The sequence below is a fragment of the Desulfatibacillum alkenivorans DSM 16219 genome, assembly GCF_900142135.1.
In the GTDB taxonomy this organism is placed as follows: Bacteria; Desulfobacterota; Desulfobacteria; order Desulfobacterales; family Desulfatibacillaceae; genus Desulfatibacillum; species Desulfatibacillum alkenivorans.
The window spans coordinates 357,805-376,662 of record NZ_FQZU01000001.1; the positions used below are offsets into that span (position 1 = coordinate 357,805).

Annotated in this window: 14 protein-coding genes; 2 read left to right on the plus strand and 12 right to left on the minus strand. The window is 54.9% G+C overall.

Annotated elements, in window-relative coordinates; translation table 11 throughout:
• Positions 1 to 26: 26 nt before the first annotated feature.
• The 7 genes from bamA to BUE18_RS01430 all read right to left on the minus strand — a co-directional run bounded on the left by bamA (position 27) and on the right by BUE18_RS01430 (position 9,991).
• Complete coding sequence (gene bamA / locus BUE18_RS01400; RefSeq protein ID WP_073472116.1) at positions 27 to 2,684, minus strand: outer membrane protein assembly factor BamA; 2,658 nt, start codon at positions 2,682 to 2,684, stop codon at positions 27 to 29.
• 8 nt (positions 2,685 to 2,692) lie between these two features.
• Positions 2,693 to 3,379: an ABC transporter ATP-binding protein gene (locus BUE18_RS01405; RefSeq protein WP_073472117.1), complete on the minus strand. Its 687-nt coding sequence runs from the start codon at positions 3,377 to 3,379 to the stop codon at positions 2,693 to 2,695.
• Complete coding sequence (locus tag BUE18_RS01410; protein ID WP_073472119.1) at positions 3,372 to 4,619, minus strand: lipoprotein-releasing ABC transporter permease subunit; 1,248 nt, start codon at positions 4,617 to 4,619, stop codon at positions 3,372 to 3,374. Before BUE18_RS01410 ends, BUE18_RS01405 begins: the two co-directional genes overlap by 8 nt.
• Before the next feature lie 12 nt (positions 4,620 to 4,631).
• A complete protein-coding gene (gene lysS, locus BUE18_RS01415) occupies positions 4,632 to 6,146 on the minus strand; it encodes a lysine--tRNA ligase (RefSeq protein WP_073472121.1) in 1,515 nt (504 codons plus the stop codon).
• Positions 6,147 to 6,426: 280 nt separating this feature from the next.
• Positions 6,427 to 7,767, minus strand: coding sequence for a two-component system sensor histidine kinase NtrB (locus tag BUE18_RS01420; RefSeq protein ID WP_483188856.1), 1,341 nt, complete (start codon positions 7,765 to 7,767; stop codon positions 6,427 to 6,429).
• A 22-nt stretch (positions 7,768 to 7,789) separates the two neighbouring features.
• Positions 7,790 to 9,001: a type II secretion system F family protein gene (locus tag BUE18_RS01425; protein WP_073472124.1), complete on the minus strand. Its 1,212-nt coding sequence runs from the start codon at positions 8,999 to 9,001 to the stop codon at positions 7,790 to 7,792.
• A gap of 57 nt (positions 9,002 to 9,058) precedes the next feature.
• The gene (locus tag BUE18_RS01430) at positions 9,059 to 9,991 is read right to left on the minus strand and encodes a radical SAM protein (RefSeq protein ID WP_073472126.1); all 933 of its coding nucleotides are present in this window, start codon (positions 9,989 to 9,991) and stop codon (positions 9,059 to 9,061) included.
• A gap of 390 nt (positions 9,992 to 10,381) precedes the next feature.
• On the opposite strand from BUE18_RS01430, the gene BUE18_RS01435 reads away from it, so the two are divergent.
• Positions 10,382 to 11,041: an OmpW/AlkL family protein gene (locus tag BUE18_RS01435; protein WP_073472128.1), complete on the plus strand. Its 660-nt coding sequence runs from the start codon at positions 10,382 to 10,384 to the stop codon at positions 11,039 to 11,041.
• An 820-nt stretch (positions 11,042 to 11,861) separates the two neighbouring features.
• On the opposite strand, the gene BUE18_RS01440 is transcribed toward BUE18_RS01435, so the two are convergent.
• From BUE18_RS01440 to BUE18_RS01460, 5 genes are all read right to left on the minus strand, one after another.
• A complete protein-coding gene (locus BUE18_RS01440; RefSeq protein ID WP_073472129.1) occupies positions 11,862 to 13,892 on the minus strand; it encodes a PrsW family intramembrane metalloprotease in 2,031 nt (676 codons plus the stop codon).
• A gap of 202 nt (positions 13,893 to 14,094) precedes the next feature.
• Positions 14,095 to 14,970 (minus strand): methylenetetrahydrofolate reductase, encoded by an 876-nt coding sequence (locus BUE18_RS01445; protein ID WP_073472131.1) that lies wholly within the window; start codon positions 14,968 to 14,970, stop codon positions 14,095 to 14,097.
• A 97-nt stretch (positions 14,971 to 15,067) separates the two neighbouring features.
• Entirely contained in the window at positions 15,068 to 15,940 is an 873-nt protein-coding gene (locus BUE18_RS01450; RefSeq protein WP_073472133.1) for a Rossmann-like and DUF2520 domain-containing protein, read from the minus strand.
• 23 nt (positions 15,941 to 15,963) lie between these two features.
• A complete protein-coding gene (panB, locus tag BUE18_RS01455; RefSeq protein WP_073472134.1) occupies positions 15,964 to 16,755 on the minus strand; it encodes a 3-methyl-2-oxobutanoate hydroxymethyltransferase in 792 nt (263 codons plus the stop codon).
• A gap of 66 nt (positions 16,756 to 16,821) precedes the next feature.
• A complete protein-coding gene (locus tag BUE18_RS01460; RefSeq protein ID WP_073472136.1) occupies positions 16,822 to 17,220 on the minus strand; it encodes a molybdenum cofactor biosynthesis protein MoaE in 399 nt (132 codons plus the stop codon).
• A gap of 283 nt (positions 17,221 to 17,503) precedes the next feature.
• Between BUE18_RS01460 and BUE18_RS01465 the strand changes: the two genes are divergently transcribed.
• The gene (locus BUE18_RS01465; RefSeq protein WP_073472138.1) at positions 17,504 to 18,415 is read left to right on the plus strand and encodes a LuxR C-terminal-related transcriptional regulator; all 912 of its coding nucleotides are present in this window, start codon (positions 17,504 to 17,506) and stop codon (positions 18,413 to 18,415) included.
• Positions 18,416 to 18,858: the final 443 nt, after the last annotated feature.

Below are 18,858 nucleotides of genomic sequence, written 5' to 3' on the forward strand. Positions count from 1 at the left end.
AATTGCGTTGCATCGTTTTTTTCTAACTAAAAAGCGCCGCCCATGGTGAATTCCCAGCGGCCGTCAGAGTCTTCGTCTCCCTGAGGATCGATGATGTAACCCCTTTCCAGGCGAATGGGGCCGACCGGAGAGTACCAGCGAATTCCAAAGCCCCAGCTTTCGCGCAGCTTTTGCAGGTTCACGAGTTCTCCGTTATTGTACACGTCGCCTGTATCATAGAACGCCAGGCCGATAAGGCCGGCTTCCTTGACCAGGGGGAAGTGGAATTCCAGGTTGAACTGGACGAACTTGTTGCCGCCGATTAAAGCGCCGTCATCGTCCTCTGGGCTCAGGTCCTCCCATGTGTACCCGCGCATGGAGTTGATTCCGCCCAGGTAAAAGCGTTCGTAGGTGGGCAGGTAGCCGTGGCTTTTATTCTCTTCCACAAAGCCCGCTTTGCCGTGGGCGAAAAACACCGTATCCCAAAACAAGGGAAATAACCAGCCGGATTCAGCCACATACTTGGTGAAAGCAAGGTCGCCTCCCATGGGGCCGCCTGCGTACTGGACGCTGGCCTTATGATAAGAGCCCTTGGTGGCGTTAAAGGATTTGTTTCTCGAGTCGTAGGCAATGGTTCCCATGATGCTGGATTCCACGTTTTCGCCTTCCACCGCCCATACAAGATCCGACGCGTAAACGCTGATGTCGTTGATGTCGGATATGTCGTAGGCATAAGACACGTAGGCGCGGGTGTAATTCCAGATGGGGTAGCCCAGGCTGAGGGTGCCGCCCACCCGGTCGCGGGTGTAGGTGTCATAGTCCCTGGTCCAATTATAGAGGTCCGCGCCTGCTGTCAAGCGGGAATCGAAAAGCCAGGGCTCGGTGAAGCTCATGGAAAACTTGCTGGAGCTGCCGCCCATCTGGGCTTTGAGGTCCAGGGACTGGCCGCGGCCGAAAAGGTTTTTCTGGCCGATGGAGACCATGCCGAAGGCGTCGTCCGTGTTGCTGTAGCCGCCGCCGAACATGAAGGCGCCTGTGGGCTTTTCCTTCACGTTGATTTTAAGGATCATCTTGTTTTCGTCGCTGCCCTTGACCGTGTCCACCTTGACGTCTTCAAAAAAGTCCAGGCGAACCAGGTTGCGCACGCCGCGCTTCATCAGGCTGCCGTTGTATAAGGCCTGCTCCTGGATGGGCAGTTCCCGGCGGATGACTTTTTCACGGGTTTTCGTGTTGCCCGTGATGATGATCTTTTCGTAGTAAACTTCCGGACCCTTGGTAATATTAAAGGTGATGTCCACCTCAAGCCTTTCCCTGTCCGGGCGAATGGCGGGATAGATTTCAGCGTAGGCGTAGCCCTGATCCATGTACAGGTCCGAAAGGGTCAGGATGTCCTTCTGCACGGTTTCGCGGCTGAAAACCTTGCCGGTTTCCTTGCCGGTGAGCAGGGGCTCCAAAATATCGTCCTGGGGCAGAATCAGGGATTCGCCGTCCGGAGTGGACAAGGAGATGCGGCCCACCTTGTATTGGGCGCCTTCCTTGATTTTCACCAGGATGTGGATCGACTCCCCGTCCACCTGAACTTCCGGCTCCGAGATGCTGGCCTCCACATAGCCGTGGTTATGATAAAACTGATTCAGCCTTGCGCCGTCCTGCCTCAGGTCTTCGGCGTTCAGTACGCCGGAGTCCGTAATCCAGGAGAAAAACCCCTTTTCCGAGGTTTTCATGACCTTTTTGAGCTTCCTGTCGGAAAAAGCCTCGTTGCCTTCAAAGGCGATTTCCTCGATCATGACTTTCTTTCCTTCCTCGATGTTGATTTCCAGGTCGGAAAGATGCTCTTTATAAGGGACTATCTCGTAAGTGACCTTTGCGTTATGATAGTTTTCCTCTTTGTACAGCTCCCTGACTTTATTAATGTTATCCTCAATCCTGCGGATATTGAGGATCGAACCGCGGGAGATGTCCATGGCGGCCAGGATGTCCTCATCCTCGATTTTTTTGTTGCCGACCAGCTTGATCATGTGGAGGGTGGGCTTTTCAAGGACCGTAAAGGTGATGATCACGCCGCCGGCGGTTTCCTGGGATTCCACGCGGATGTCTTCAAAATAGCCCATGGCGAAAATAGCACGGATGTCGTCGGCCATGGCGCCGGGGGAGTACATGTCTCCCTTTTTGGTCTTGATTTTCTCAATGATGGCGTCGCTTTCAATACGGCTGTTGCCCAGAACCTTGATGTCCATAACGGTTTTACGGCCCAGGACCTTGGAGGCGACGTCTTTACTCAGCTCGCCCACCTTGCCCATGAGGGTCTCCATGCCGTAGCCTTCCACATAGGCGGCCTTGATGGGCGACTGCACATAGGTGGACAGCACTTTGGCGTCCAGGCTGTAACGATTGCCCACCTTGGAAAAGCTGCCCCAAACCAGGTAATCGGCCGAGGCCTTCTTACCCAACTCCCTCAAGGCTTGAATATCCATGCGGGCGGGGTCGGTTCTTTCCGGGACCGCTACGGAGCCCACCGAGGCGACAGCGCCTTCCCGGTCCAGATTCTTTTCCAGTTCCTTGGGGATCTGAGTGCTCAGATACCCCAGGTTCTCCATGGTATGGATGGAAAAGGGGAGGATTTCCACTTTTGGTGCGGAGTCCGCCCACACCATAGGGGTTGCCAGAATGCAGAGAAACAGGGCGGCTAACAGGGGTTTTTTCATAATCACCTCTACTGCTCTAGGATCAGCTTGCCTTCGCTAACGGTCACTTGGCGTTGCATCATTTCAGCCAGTTGCATATTATGGGTGACCACTACCATGGTCATCTTTTTTTCTTGGTTCAATTCGCACAGCAATTCGTGGATCAGGGCGCCGGTCTTGACGTCCAGGTTGCCCGTGGGTTCGTCCGCCAGCAACAGAGGCGGATCCATGATCAGGGCTCTGGCCACGGCCACCCTTTGCTGCTCGCCGCCGGAAAGTTCTCCGATGCGGTGGTTCAGGCGATGGCTCATTCCAACCCGCTCCAGCATGGCTTCGGCTTTCTCCTCCGCCTGTTTGGCGTTCAGGCCGCTGATTCTCGCCGGCATGGCGGCGTTTTCCAGAGCGGTGAATCCGGGCAGCAAATGATGGAACTGAAAGACAAAGCCCACATTCTTGTTGCGAAACCGGGAAAGCTGAGCGTCCTGCATGGCAAAGACGTCCCGGCCGTTAATATGGAGCTCGCCCGCATCCGGCCTGTCCAGGGCGCCCAGGATGTGAAGCAGGGTGGACTTGCCAATGCCGGAAGCCCCCACCACAGCCACGCTTTGGCCCGCCGGCGCCGTAAAATCCAGGCCGGACAGGATGGTCAGCGTATTGTCGTCCGTTGCAAAACGCCGGACCAGCCCTTTGGCTTCTATGCACGGAACCTCAACCATACCGGATGATCTCCACGGGATCAAGGCGGGAAGCCCGCCATGCCGGATAAAGGGTGGCCAAAAGGCAAATCAGCAAGGCCGCTCCGGAGATCACCAGCACGTCGAACATTTCCATTTTGACCGGCAAACGGTCGAACAAATACACAGACCCGTCCAATTTAATGAACTGGTACTTTTCCAGGATGGTGCACAGCAGCGTCCCGATGCTTATGCCGAGGGCCGTGCCAACGATTCCGATGAACATGCCGTTTAGCATAAAAATTTTTAAAATGCTGCTTTTCGTGGCGCCCATGGCTTTCAGAATGGCTATGTCCTTGCGCTTTTCCGTCACCATCATGATCAGGGTGGTGGAAATATTGAAGGCCGCCACCAGCACGATCAAAATCAAAATCACGAACATGGCCCTTTTTTCCATCTTAAGGGCTTCAAACAGGTTTTTGTTCATGCGCATCCAGTCCGTGGCCCAGAACATGGGCCCCAGGGCGCGGGTGATTTCCGAAGCAATCTTGTCGGCCTTGTAAATGTCCTTCACCCGGACTTCCATGCCGGAGACCGCATCCCCCATGCGCAAAAACTTCTGGGCCTGCTTCAGGTCCATCCAGGCCAGGGTCGAGTCGTACTCGTACATGCCGCCTGAAAAAACGCCCACCACTTCCAGCCTCTGCATGGTGGGCATCATGCCCACCGGAGACAAGGTCCCGGACGGGGAGATGATGCTAATCACGTCCCCGGGGATGACGTTCAGGTTGCCGGCCATTTCCTTGCCCAGAATAATCCCCGGCCGTCCCTCCGGATTGGAGGCCTCATCCGGGACCAGACGGTCCCAGGCCCCCGGCGGTTCCACTTTATCTTTAAGGTCGAATATCTCGTTGCTCAGTACGGGGTTCACGCCCCTCAGCAAAGCGCCGGACGCGCCGCGCCTGCTGCGAATCATGGCCTGACTCTGGATGAACGGCGCCGCTCCCGAGACTCCGGGAACCTGCAAAATTTCCTTCCTGGCTTCCATATATTCACCCATGCCCTGGGCCATGCCGCCCGGCATGACGATGACATGGGGCGTGGAGCCCAGAATGCGCTCCTTGATATGGGCTTCGGCGCCGGTCATGACGGCGATGACGACGATAAGAGCCGTCACCCCCAAACCCACCCCGCACAAAGACAGGACCGTGATCAAGGACGCAAAGGCTTCCCTGCGTTTGGCCCTCAGGTAGCGGCCGCCGATAAATACCTCAAAGGCCATAATCTAAAGGAATCATCCTTCCTTTTTATTCGGCGCCTCGTCCCCGGTTTTCAGGGAAGCGGCATGGCGCATGTGCGGGAAGAGAATCACCTCCCTGATGGACGCGGCGTCGGTCAGCAGCATGGCAAGGCGGTCAATGCCCACGCCCTGGCCCGCGGTGGGCGGCATGCCGTATTCCAGAGCCTCCACATAGTCTTCGTCCATCCAATGGGCTTCTTCGTCCCCGGCTTCCTTATCCGCCACCTGTTGCAAAAAGCGGCCCCTCTGGTCGTCGGGATCGTTCAATTCGGAAAAGCCGTTGGCGATCTCCTTGCCGGCAATAAACAGTTCAAAGCGCTCGGTAAGATCCGGCTCCTTCTGGCTTCTGCGCGAAAGCGGCGATACTTCCACGGGATAGCTGTGGATGAAGGTGGGCTGGACCAACTCCGGCTCCACCAAGGCGTCAAAGAGCTTGGTGATGATTTTCCCCGTGCGCGCTTTTTTATCAATGGGCACGTTCTTGGATTCCGCAAAGGCGATGAGCTTGTCGCGGTCTTCCAGGACTTCCTTGTCCGCTCCGCCGATGGTTTGCAGGGCGTTGAACATGGAGATGCGCTTCCAGGGGCCTTCAAAGCTGATTTCCTGGCCCTGATACATAAAGGTCGTGGCGCCCAACACCTCTTTGGCCACGTGCTGAAACATCTCTTCGGTCAGGTCCATAAGGTCGTGATACGTGGCGTAAGCCCAGTAGAACTCCAGCATGGTGAACTCGGGGTTGTGCCGCGTGGACACCCCTTCGTTGCGGAAGTTGCGGTTGATCTCGTACACCCGCTCCAGGCCGCCGACCACCAGGCGCTTCAGGTAAAGCTCCGGGGCGATCCGCAGATACAGGGCCATGTCCAGGGCGTTATGGTGGGTCACAAAAGGGCACGCCTCGGCGCCGCCGGGAATGGGCTGCATCATGGGCGTTTCCACTTCCAGAAAATCCCGTTGGTCGAAAAAGCTGCGCAAGGCCCGGACGATCTTGCTGCGGCGGATGAACGTCTCCCGGGTTTCCTCGTTCATGATCAGGTCCAGGTAGCGCTGACGATAGCGCTTTTCCGGATCTTTGAGCTTGTTGTATTTTTCCGGCAAAGGCCTGAGGGACTTGCAAAGGAGCGTCAACTCCCGAGCCGCCAGGGTCCATTCGCCGGTCTTGGTCTTGAAGATGGTTCCCTTAAGGCCCACAAAGTCGCCCACATGCAGGGTTTTGAATACTTTAAAGGCCTGCTCGTCAACCTGATCCTTGCGGATGTAAGCCTGCATCTGGCCGGTTCTGTCCTTGAACCGCACAAAGGCCGACTTTCCAAACTTATTGATGGCCATGAGCCTGCCTGCCACGCCGAACACAGGGCCTTCGTCCGTCAGGCTGTCGGGGGCTTCTTCGGTTAGGGCCAATATTTCCGATATGGTGTTTTCTACGACATATCCGCTGGGATAGGGCTCTATGCCTTCTTCGCGAAGGGCTTCCATTTTCTCCCGGCGTATGTCCAGTTCCGTTTTTTTCACTTGTCTTTGTTCCTTGTCATTCCGGCGGTGCGTCCCGCCTTTTCATCCGGGCTGCAAGCTAATGAATCATCCTGGATTGCAGCATAGTCTATCGTCCATAAGCACGTTAGCTTCTTTAAACCGATACTGTTAAAACATAGGCTTTGCCAGTGTCAACCCGGATTATTGAGGCGTGCGCTGCATGAATTGCATAATTGCTTAAAAAACAAAGATTTGCAACAAAGAATCCTATCTTGAAAAAAGATTTCGCCATGTCTCCGGGTTTTGAAGGGTTTGGGGATCAATCCGGGGCCGAGACAGGGGGGGCGGCCCGGCGGGCCATGACGGAAAAGGTGCTGCCTTTTTCAGGCACGCTGTCCACGTCCAAAAGGAAGCCGTAGGCCTCCAGAATCCGGTATACAACGCACAGCCCCAAACCGCTGCCCTGGGATTTGGTGGTGAAAAAAGGCTCGAAAAGGGATTTCATGGTGTTTTCATCTATGCCTGAGCCGTCGTCCTTAACCCGAATGGCTATGGTCTCATTATCGACGGCCTCTGTGATAATGGTCACATGGCCTTCGCTTTCAATGGCCTGGGCCGAATTTAAAAGGAAGTTCCAGATCACCTGCCTTAAATGGGAGGCGTCCATGGCGATCCAGTGGGACGGGTCCAGTTTGACGTCGATGGTCAGCCTGTCCGCGGCCATGCGGTCCCGGCGGAAAAGCTCCACAATTTCGTTCAAATGATTGGCCAGGCAGATGGGGGTCGGGTTTTTGGGCACAGGCCTGGCGAACTGCAGAAATTCGTTGACCAGGTCCCCCAGGCGGTCAGCCTCTCTCAAGATAATGCGCATGAGCTTTTCGTTGGCCGGCTCCAGGACCAGGTCGTCGTGAAGCAATCGCACCGACCCCACAAGGGCGGCAAGGGGGTTTTTGATTTCATGGGTCAGGCGGGCCGCCATTTCGCCGATGGCCGCCATTTTTTCCACCCGCTGCATGTGCTGGCGGACGGAGCGCAGCTCCTGCCGGGTTTTGTATTCCTGTTCGGAGAGAAGGCTGCTGAGGCCTGCCACCAAAAAACAGGCTACGGTGGTCATCAAGATTTTGAAGACGATCTGGTTCCAGGGGACCTCGCCCGTGGAGATGCCCGCCCCTTTGTCAAAGGCTTCCAGAAGCCCGAAATACTCCAGGTCGATCAACAGGCCGTATTGGATGCTGCACAGGGCTGCAATAATAACGGTTCCGTTCCGCTGGAGAAAGAGGCTGGAGTATATGATAATTACCAGATATAAAAAGGAGAAAACGCTGGAATAGCCGCCGGTTACATAAATAACGAGGGTTACCAGCACGGTGTCCAGCGCCAATTGCACGTAGGAGAAGATGTGCAGGGGAATGGTGGAAAACAGCAGGGCGTAAAAAAAGGTCAGGAGATAGGTGCCTGCTATGATGCCGTACAATACCAGCAGGGGAGGGGTGGCGTCCAGGGGCGGGTCCTGCCACTGGGCCACGATGGTCGCTCCCAAAAGAAGGGTGGTGAAAACCACCCTCAGGAGCATGAGCCATTGGAGCCGGGGCCTTAACTCATGTTCGGATGCAGGCCCCGGCCCTCTTCTTTCTTGAAATGTTACCCGTGCGGTTGACAATGATCCGTCTCTCCGGAGGAGTCTAACCAGCCACGGCGCCGGCCATCTGGAACACGGGGAGATACATGGAGATAACCAGGCCGCCGACGACCACGCCCAAAAAGGCCATCATAAAAGGTTCGATCATGGAGGTCAGGTTGTCCACCGCCTGATCCACTTCGTTGTCGTAAAAGTCCGCGATTTTTTCCAGCATGGTGTCCAGGGCGCCTGTTTGCTCGCCCACCGAAATCATCTGGACGACCATGGACGGGAAAACCCCCGTTTCCGCCAGGGGGTCCGCCATGGTGCGGCCTTCGGTGATTCCCGCCCGGACCGAAAAGATAGCTTTTTCAACGGTTTTGTTGCCCGAGGTTTTGGCCACGATATCCAGGGAGTCCAGAATGGAGACGCCCGAGGACATCATGGTGCCCATGGTGCGGGTGAACTTGGCCACCGCCACTTTTCTGAGCAGTGGACCGAAAACCGGGGCTTTGAGGATGACGTCGTCAAACAGGGCCCGTCCCTTATCCGTGCCCAGAAAGCGTTTGAACGAAAAGATGCTCAGAACAAGGGTGACGATAATGTAGACTATGTTTGATGTTGTAAAGCGGCTCAGGTCGATGCACAACTGGGTTGGCGCCGGCAGGGCCTTGCCAAAGTCGGCGAACATTTTTTCAAATGTCGGGATGACGAAAACCAGGATGACGCCGACCACGATGGCGGCCACGATGATAACGATGACGGGATAGGTCAGGGCGCCCTTGACCCTGGCTTTAAGGGCGGCCGCCTTTTCCATGTAGGCTGCAAGGCGTTGCAAAATGGTGTCCAGGATGCCGCCGATCTCGCCGGCGGCAACCATGTTGACGAAAAGGTCGTCGAACTGGTTGGGATATTTGCGCAAGGCGTCCGCCAGGGTGGACCCTCCCTCCACCGAGCTTTTGATATCTCTCAGGGTTTTCTTGAAAGTCTTGTTTTCCTCCTGGCTGTGGAGGATGTCCAGGCACTGAATCAGCGGAAGGCCGGCGTCAATCATGGTGGAGAACTGCCGGGCGAAAATAATGACGTCGTCCTGCGACACCTTGGGCTGGAACAACTCCACCCCTTCAAACAAGTCCTTTGGTTTTTTCTTGATTTTTGAAGGCGTGATTTGAAGACGTCTAAGATGCAGCCGTACGGCGTTTTCGTCCGGCGCCTCGATTTCGCCCTTTTGAGCGATGTTTTTCCTGTTTTTACCTTCCCAAAGAAAAATCGGCATGGTTTTCCTCCCATCATGGATGGAACACGAAGCAATCGGGGCTCCCCGTTAGTGCTTCTATCCCTGGACAGCCCTGTAAAACATCCCGCGAGTCTGGGGTTGCAAAACGACCTTTCCCGCCTGTTCGAGACCGGCCAGGTGTTTTCTCACCTGGGCCTCGTGCATACCCAAGGCCTGAGCCAGATCCTGGACTGTGCAGGGCCTGCGGCGGATGGTCGCCAAAATTTGCTCTTCCTGATTATAGATTGCTTTGGCCTCTTTGGAGGCGGCCGCCGCTTTTGCTATGATTTCTCCGCCCAGCATTTCCCGGGCGCGCTCCAAGGTTTCGGGCGAGGCCGGATTCACCCAATCCTCGGTTCCGGGGCGATCCAGGGTGTTGATCTGCACCTTGTCAGGTTTTATCCTGTCAATGGCGCCCCGGATAAGCTCCAGTTCCTTGTCGCCGTCATTAATGCCCTGGGCCAGAAAGACCTCCACCCATAACTGGCCCGAGTATGCGTTGCGGAAGGCCTCCAATCCATCCACCATGGCCGGAACGGTCAGGCGGGGATGGGGCCGGTTGACCTGTTGAAACTTTTCCTGGCTTCCAGCGTCAATGGAGGCGATGACAAGGTCCGTCATGGCGGCGTCTTCCCGCACGTCCTCCAAATAAAACAGGGCGCCGTTGGTCAACAGCGCCAAATTATAATCCGGGTGGTTTTGCTTGATGTAAGCCGCTATCCGCCCCAGCCCGCTATGCAGCGTGGGCTCTCCGGAGCCGGAAAAGGTGACGTAGTCCAACGCGGGGGCTTGTTCCAGGCAATGGCGGATTTCATCAAGCACTTCCTGAGTCGGAACGTATTCTTTTCGCTTGACTGTCAAGTGGGTGGTGGAGCCGCATTCGCAATAGACGCAGTCGAGCGAACAGGTTTTTGGCGGTACCAGGTCCACCCCCAGGGAAATGCCCAGGCGCCTGGAAGGGACGGGACCGAAAATATGTTTGTATTGCAACAGCCTGTTCTCCAGAAAACTAACATGCTGAAATAAATCAGCAGAAAGAATATTGTCCCGATCCGTTTTATGAACATAACATAAGGGAATCATAATGACAAGGAAATGACCCAGAGGGGATTAAATCAGTTGTTTTTTCTTTTCTTCCATCCCAAAAAACGGTATCCTCAGTCCCATACCCGGAAACAGTTTGAATAAAATCCGCGCTTCAATGGCTTGCTTTCCCAGGCGCTCAATAAAAAAAGGGTGGATTTTCCATGGCGTTTTGTACTAAGGACTGTAACAGAGTTTGACGGGAAAAATAAGGTATGCAACTTGCGCTCTTCATCCTGCGGAAAGAGGCTGCGGGAGAGTGCAACAATTTTCACATCAGGTAAAAGGAGGAACACTATGAAAAAGATCTCTGTGGTAATGGTTGTTGGCATGATCGGCCTGATGCTCATGGCTGGCTCTGCAATGGCCGCGGACACGGCGGGCAAAATCGGAATCGGCCTGGAACTGGGGTATAACCAGATTTCCGACACCAGCATTCCGGATGCTCCCGGAATTGACGGGGAGTTTGACGGCGCTTTTATTTTTGGCGCCAATGCGGATTATTTCTTCACGGATTTTTTCAGCCTGGAAATGTTCCTGGGCTACACCGCGACCGATATGGACGCCTCGGGTTTCGGAGTTTCCATTGACGTGGGTGAAGTGACCCAGGTGCCTTGGACCCTCACGGCCCGCCTGCATTACCCCAATGACTCCATTGTCAGCCCCTATATCGGCGCGGGCGTGGGCTACTACTTCAACGACTTTGACATTTCCAGCACCATGGTGAACAATGCTGCTCCCCAGACTTATGGAATTGACCTGGAAAATAGCTTCGGCTTCCACGTCAACGGCGGCGCTGAAGTTTTTGTGGACGAAAACGTGGCCTTTGATCTGGATCTCAAATACACGTGGAACAATGCTGATTGGGATGAAAACGTGAACGGCGTCACCATTACCTCCGGCGACATTGACATGGACGCCTTCACCGCCACCGTGGGCGTGAAGTACTACTTCTAATTCCATGGTTGCAGGGACAGCCTGAAAAGGCGGTCCGCCAGCAGTTTGAAAATGACAAGCCCCCGGCGATTAAATCCATCGCCGGGGGCTTTTGCTTTTTGCATCTCATACCAAAGAGCCATCAAGCAAGTAATCATCTTTCAGAGCAAGTCTATGAACGACGCTGGGTTCCGGCTTGCGGACGATCCTGAAAGGCGGATCGCCCTTGCCGGGATGACGGCCTTATAAGGCTGACAGATAGTTTTCGGGGCGCAAATCCATTTGTTGGGTTTCGCGCGTATGTTTCAGGCGTTAACCACTATTCCGGCGGGGGATGGACATCCCTTCTTTGAAAAAATTCTGCAAGCTCTACCCAACCTACTATTTTTTTGATAAAACGTAGGTTGGGTAGAGCGCTGTAATAGCTATTTGAAGTAAAAAAGTGCATCCAGCCAAGATCGATTTTTTAACGTTCACGTCGCCGCCGCGAAACCCAACAATGCAGCACGGCTGCTACGGCCGCCATACTCCGTCATCCCCGTGGAGGGAGCCGGCGGGATGAGTTGGGGGGACATGACCTTATCTCGGAGATAGCGAACCTAATCAGCAAGGACTCCGATGAGATAAGGATCGTGTCCCCCCAACTTTGCACTCCCGGAAACGGGGACCCAGGGTCATTGTGGAATAGCGCCTGGTTATGGTCCAAAAGCCCGGAAGGTGAATGTGTAAGTTGCTTGAATGACAGTAATCTTGGATGATTGGCGGAGTACATCCGAACTTTATGCAGATTGGCCGGAGGCAATCAATGCGCCGGAGAAAACTGCGGCTGACCGCGACAAAATCAGGGTAAAGGCCGGGGCGGCCATTTGCCGTGATAGGCGTAGTACATTTTCGCCCCTTTGACCCCCCAGAGCAGCCGAACTCCAAAGAATGCGCATAATGCGAAAACCCGCAGGGGAAAAGGCTCCCAGCAATAAATCAGCTGCCGCAGCATGATGATGTCCGCTGCCAAAGAGACCGCGGTCCCGCCCCACAGCTCGTTCCACAAAAACCAGTATTCCGGAAAAATAAAGGCGGAAACAATAAAGCGGCCTCCTTTTTCCGGGGGCGTGTGCAGCTTTTTTTTGCGTTCAAAAATATCAAAAGGATTAATGATCAGATAGAACAGGATTTCCTTTACGCCAACCCCTTCAAACGGCCCAAGGGGGCTAAAGATCGGGGGCGTTTTAAACGCCTTGAACAGGCTGAAAGCCAGGGCGTCGTTGATCAGTTTGCTTTCCGAAGGGTCGGCGCTTAGTTCTGCGGCGTCTGCGCTGCATTTTTCCACATTGTCATTGTATTCAACGGAAAGGGGCGCGGTGGAAATTTTTACGTGGACGCCGTCTTCATGCTCTTTGATGGCGATGCGAATGGCGGCTCCGGACTCCCGGTCGGCGGCCATGGCTGTCTGCGACGGCAGTAAGCCTGATACAAAACCAATATCAGACCGGCGACGGCCCCAGATGACGACGCCGTCATTTTCCAGGTCGGCGGAAGTCTGCTCGATCTTTTGCTCCTCCAGCAATCCGAAGGCCCTTTGCTCAACCCTTTTAAGCTCCGCCTCGGGCAGCACAGTTTCCCGCTCCAGCCAGCAGACATCCTCCTTTGGATAATCGACGGCTGATGGGGCATTGCCAAGCTCGGGATCCGGAGACGAAGGAGGAGCCTCTGCTGTAAAAGGGACAGGGGCGCAGGACTCTTTTTCGGCAATGATTTGGGTTGATGGGTTAGCTTTTGCATCCGCCTTAGGGGCGCAGGCGGGCTGAGGTTGAACAAAACTTTCGGACAACCGGGATTCTTTGGGATACCACCATTTGGCTTCCACCCGGGCGCACATCTCCCGGTTCAAGGTTTCCAAATGGGCGTTCATGGGCTGCAATTCAAAGGCCAGCATTTTGGTCCTTTGATTTTTGGTGAATAAAGCCTTGAAGCGCTTGGCGCGTTCAATATCCTCCCGCGTTTTTTGACGGCTTTTGAAGACGGAGCCGAAAAAACGCTGGATCAACGGCAGGTTTTTTTCCTTGGTTATGAATCTTCCGCACGATGGGCACTGGTGCAGAGATATTCTGCCGATTTTATATTCCGGCTTATCCGCTTCGTTCAGACACGCCGGACACTTGACGCCTTTTTGCGGGATGGGTTTTGCCATGCGGACCGCCTCTTCCAAAGATATCCGAAAGGGCGAATTCGCAGTGGTGTATTCCACCAGCATCATGGTTAACGCGTAGCAAGCGCCGATCATGATCGCCATAACGAACAGGTTGGGATAATTGGAGACCAGCCAGTCATAAGCGGCGTGGGTCAGCACTGCGTAGGCGAAGGCCGCTGAAAGCATCTTGAGTCCCGCCCCATGACGCAGGGCGGTGTACACGCCCAGACCCATGGGAACGCTGAAAAGCATATGCATGGGCGTACACAGGATGGACCTTATGTGAAAAACCGCCAGGCCGGTTCTTGCGGAGTAGGCGTAATTTTCCACCAGGGAAAAGCCGAGCGCAATGCAGCACATATATACCAGGCCGTCCACGGGCTCGTTCATTTTTTTATAAAAAAACCAAAGCCCGGAGCAAAAGGCCGCCAGTTTGGCGAACTCCTCCACCAAACCCACTATCAGGGGGCCGTGTATACTCTGCAGGCTGATTTCCACTCCCCAGGATGCAACCAGCACATACAGAAGCGAGGCCAGAGCAATGGAGACCCCGCCGCCCCAGGCGGTGACGGCGATGAGATAACGCCACGGCTCTTTTTCATGGAGTTCATACTTGCGGAGTCTTGCGATAAATAAGAGCCCTACCACAGTGGAGAGGGCGATCAATATATAATGATAGGGCATTGAACAGGCCTACGGCGGGAGCATGACTCCGCCGCCTTTCCCGCCAAGAGAAGCTGTTTTTATGAGCGTCATGGATGCCGGAATACTTTGGCATATTTTCGGCGGATTTTCCACACAAAGACAATAATAAAACAGCATTAACAAGGATGGAAACGAAACAGGCCGGACGCCTGACGGCGCCCGGCCTGTTGGATAAGATCGGCTACAGAAGGTTTTCTTCGCGCAGGGCGGTGATAATCCGGGTGGTGGAGGGCGCCCGGTTCATGGTGTAAATATGCAGGCCGGGCACGCCTTTTTTCAACAGGCCCCGGCATTGATCCAGGGCGAATTCCACGCCGTAGTCAAAAACCGCCTGGGCGTCGGCGCCTTCCAACTTCTCAAGATTGGCGGCCATGCCGTCCACAATGGTGGTTCCGCAGATTCTTGCGAGCATGCGGGTGAGCTTGACCGTGTACACCGGCATGATTCCCGGAATGATGGGAACCTGGATTCCGGCGGCCCGGCATTTATCCACATAGGCAAAGAACACGTTCTCGTCGTAGCAGTATTGGCAGACCACGTATTTGGCGCCGTTATCCACCTTGCGCTTTAAGTATTCGATGTCCTTGTCCAGGGATTCGGCGTCTATGTGGCCTTCGGGATAGCCCGCGCATCCCAGGTCGAAATCATACTTGGATGCGATGAATTCGATGAGGTCGCAGGCGTAGGGGAAGCTGTCCGGGTGAGGCTGAAAGTCCTTTTCCCTGGGTTCGTCCCCCCGGATGGTGAAAATGGTTTCCACGCCCAATTCCTTATAGCGGTCCAGAACCTGAGTGATGTAGTCCGGGCTCAGGCCGAAGCCCGCCAGGTAGGCCACGGTGGCGATGTCCCGGCCCATGAGATTTTTCACCGCCTGATAAGAGCCGTCCTTGGTGGACCCTCCGGCGCCGAAGGTCATGGTCATGAAATCCGGGTTTAGGGGCTTCAAGGCGTCGATGGTCTTGTCAAAGGCCTGGCCCGCCTTTTCGTCCCGGGGCGGAAAAAATTCAAAGGAAACGACGGGTTTTTGAGAATCTTGATACAACTTGGAAACACGCACGGTTTACAATCTCCTTCCTTAATATATAGGGATTCCGTCTCCCGGCGACTGAAATGGCTGTATAATTAAGGATAAGTCCCTGGTTAAAAAGGATGCACTATTTTAAGACGGCCTTTAATTCATCCGCCCGTTTTTCGTCAATGGAGCCTTTGGCCAGGGCGATGTCCACGGTCTGGGCGCCCAGGGTCTGATACAAGGCCAGCATTTGGGGCGTCTTCGCCCTGATTTCCTCCACGTGCCGGCGGACGATGCCCACGTCCCCCCGGGCGATGGGGCCGGTGAGGGCGTTGGGAATGCCCTGGACCTCGATGTTTTTCAAGGTGCCCTGGATGAGCGGCATAAGCCCCGCCAAAGATTCCTTGGGCTCGATGCCCGCGCCCTGATTCAACTCAAAGGCCAAATTCAGCAGGGCCACCAGATAGTTGGAAGCCGCCACGGCGGCTGCGTGATACAGCATTTTGGAGTTGGTGTCCACTTGGGCGCACATGGCTCCCAGATCCTCGGCCGCCTGTCTTGCCATATCCCGGGCCGGCGCGTCCCCTTCCACCGAAACCAGGATGCCCTCGAAAAGATTCACTCCCGGTTTGGCGGCCGCAAAGCTCTGGAGGGGATGCATGGAGCCGGCGTAGGCGCCGCAATCCCGGGCGGATGCAAGGAGCTCGGAGGACAAGGCGCCGCTGCAATGGAGGACCACGGCGCCATTTTTAAAGCCTTTTTTGGAGGAAATGTCCTGACAAACAGGACCGATGGCGTCGTCCGTGGTGGTGATAAATACCATGTCTCCGGCAAGGGCGGCGTCCTCCACCTTATCGAAGACCTGGCCTGCCCCCACAACGGCGGCGGTTTTCTCCGCCGAGGCCCTGGTTCTGCTGGCCAGTCCGGCCGCGGGGTAGCCCAGGCGATGCAGCAGGTCCGCCAGGCAGGTCCCCACGGTTCCGCAGCCGATGATGGAAAATGCGGGCTTTGTCATGGTTTGGCTCCTCCCTGGAAAGATTATTTAAAACTGTGTTCCTTGGTGGGAAAAGCCTGGCTTTTGACTTCGTCCACGTATTCGGTGATGCCTTCCCGGGCGATTTTCGCCAGTTCCTTGTATTTTTTGACAAATTTGGGCACATGGCCTTCGTTGACGCCCAGGGCGTCGTGGATCACCAGAACCTGGCCGTCGCAGTGGACCCCGGCGCCGATGCCGATGGTGGAGATGGACAGGGTTTTGGTTATTTTTTCTGCAATTTCAAAGGGAATGCCTTCCAGAACCACGGAAAAGGCGCCCGACTCCTGCACAATGCGGGCGTCTTCCAACAGCCTCTCCTCCTGGCGCTGGACCTTGAAGCCGCCCATCTGATGGACGGACTGGGGGGTGAGGCCGATGTGGGCCTGGACCGGAATGCCGGCCTCGGAAATGGCTTTGATGCGGTCGGCCACGGCGGCGCCGCCTTCCAGCTTGACGGCTGCAGCGCCCGCTTCCTTGATGAAGCGGCCGGCGTTTTTCACGGCGTCCTTCACCGAGGTCTGGTAGCTCATGAAGGGCATGTCCCCCACGACCATGGCCCTCTTGGCGGCCCGGGCCACCAGGGTGGTGTGGTAGACCATCTGGTCCATGGTGACAGGCAGGGTGCTTGACTCCCCCTGGACCACCATGCCCAGGGAGTCCCCCACAAGGATCATGTCCACGCCGCATTCGTCCACCATGCGTGCGAAAGGATAGTCGTATGCCGTCAGCATGGTGATTTTTTCGCCTTCCGCCTTCATTTTCGCCAGAACGGTAACCGTGACTTTTTCAGCCATATCTCGAACCCCCTTGTTCAAGTGTGATTGTTAGGTTTTTGTTGGCGTACAGGACAAAATCCTGTTTTACGGTACTTCCACTAGCCGGAGTATTTTTTCTTCTTTAATCGCATCCACAATATCAGCGCAGCCTGAAAAGGCAATATCCCGTGTGACCGCCGACACAGCAACAAATAACACGTCATCCCTGGCATGGATCTCGCCTGTGCGGTGCACGATAAAAACCTGGTTGAGGCCATATTTTTTCAGGATATTTTGGCCTATTTGTTGCATGCCTTTCTCAGGACTTGGGAGGACAGGCTCCAACAGCACCCGGGAAAAATCCCGCACCACCTTCCCAGGCCGCTTGACCTTGCCGTGATGCATCACAATGGTTCCCGTGGAATCGTCTTCGGCTTCCCGGAACCGGTCCATGAATCCTTGAAGGTCGAACGGCTCTTTGGTGGTGAATGCTGTAACGCCCATTATTTGTAACCCCCTCCCGGGCTGCGGCCCTTGTGGTTGGTTTGGTGATTTGATTCTATGGACATTTTACATCGGAATGGCTTTTTGTGCAATCCCGGCAAGCGCGAAACTTGCCCATTGATTTTTTGGATAAAAATTTGCTTTCCTAATGTTGACACCTATTATCACCAGATGATACCATGCCTACAGAAAATGCCATCCGCCCGGACATTACACCGACAATGGCGGGCACAACTTGAGTACCTTTCAAATTTACTGCGTGGATTCATAAGGAGGTTCACACATGTCAGACAAACCTAAGTATGAGGAATTAGAACAAGAACTGAATGATTTGAAGGCGCGCGTCGCCGGCGACAAATTTACCATGGCTTTTAAAGTCGCGCCTTATTCCATGGCCATCGTCCGGCTCATCGACGGGCTTATCATCGAAGCAAATGCTCGATTTTGCCAGATGACTGGACTGATGCGTGAGGAATTACTGGGACGCACAACCCTGGAATTGGGGATGTGGGACGATCCCAAGGAACGGGAAGTTATCAGGAAGATTGTGGAGAGAGATGGCAGTATCCGCAACTTCGAGATAAAAGACCGCTTCGGCGGCAAGTTGAAACACGGCCTGTACTCCGCGGAAAAGATCATCGTCAACGGAGAATCCTGCATGGCCACCACGGTTGTGGATGTCAGCGAGTTGAGGGAAGCCCAGGAAGCCCTGGCCCAATCCACTCCGGCCGGCCCCGCTCCCATGACCAACCCTGAGCTGGAAGTGAAAACCAGGGAGCTGGAAGAAGTCAACAAAGCTCTCCGGACCCTTTTGGATCAAACCAAAAATGACGCCAAGAACTTCGAGCAACGCATTCTGGCCAATGTGGAAGACCTCATCCTGCCTTACGTATCCCGCCTCAAGAACACCCCCTTGGACATCAACCAAAGGGTTTATTTAAATGTTGTGGAAACCAATTTGACGGACCTGATTTCGCCCTTCATGCGCATGATCGGTGAAAAGCATAATGAACTGACTCCCAGGGAAATTGAAGTGGCCAATCTGGTGCGCATGGGCACCACCAGCAAGGAAATCGCCAAGCTGCTCAACATTTCCAAACGGGCCGTGGAATTCCACCGCGACAGCCTGCGGACCAAACTGGGACTGAAAAAAAGCAAGAAAAACCTCCGGGCTTACCTTGCTTCCCTGAACTAAAAAAATTCTGCATCCCAAAAGCAGAGCGGCCGGCCGCCTCCCCAAGGGGCGTCCGGCCTTTTTTTTACCTCGACAGGCCGCTGTCCGCCCGCCGGACATTCCGGAATGCAATTATCTCTCCGGGCCGCTCCTTTTGCGCTGGCGCGTCCAGGAAAGCAAGTTTCCTGGGCCACCCTGGCAGGCCCAAGATGCAAGGGCGTGATGTGGGCTATATTGCCGCAGTATATTTGTTTAAACCTGGGATAAATGCGCAAGCCAAAGGGGCGGTCGAGGCCCGAGGCGCATCGGGTGGCCCAGGCAGAGCGGTATCCTGCCTGGGTGCGGAGCACAAAAGGCGCGTCCTAAAGTGATGCTTGAGATATAAAATGCATCGCGTCCCGAAAAATAATGCTGAAGCGCGGCCGGCTATCGCATCGTCAGTTGCAAGGCCTGTGCAATGGCGA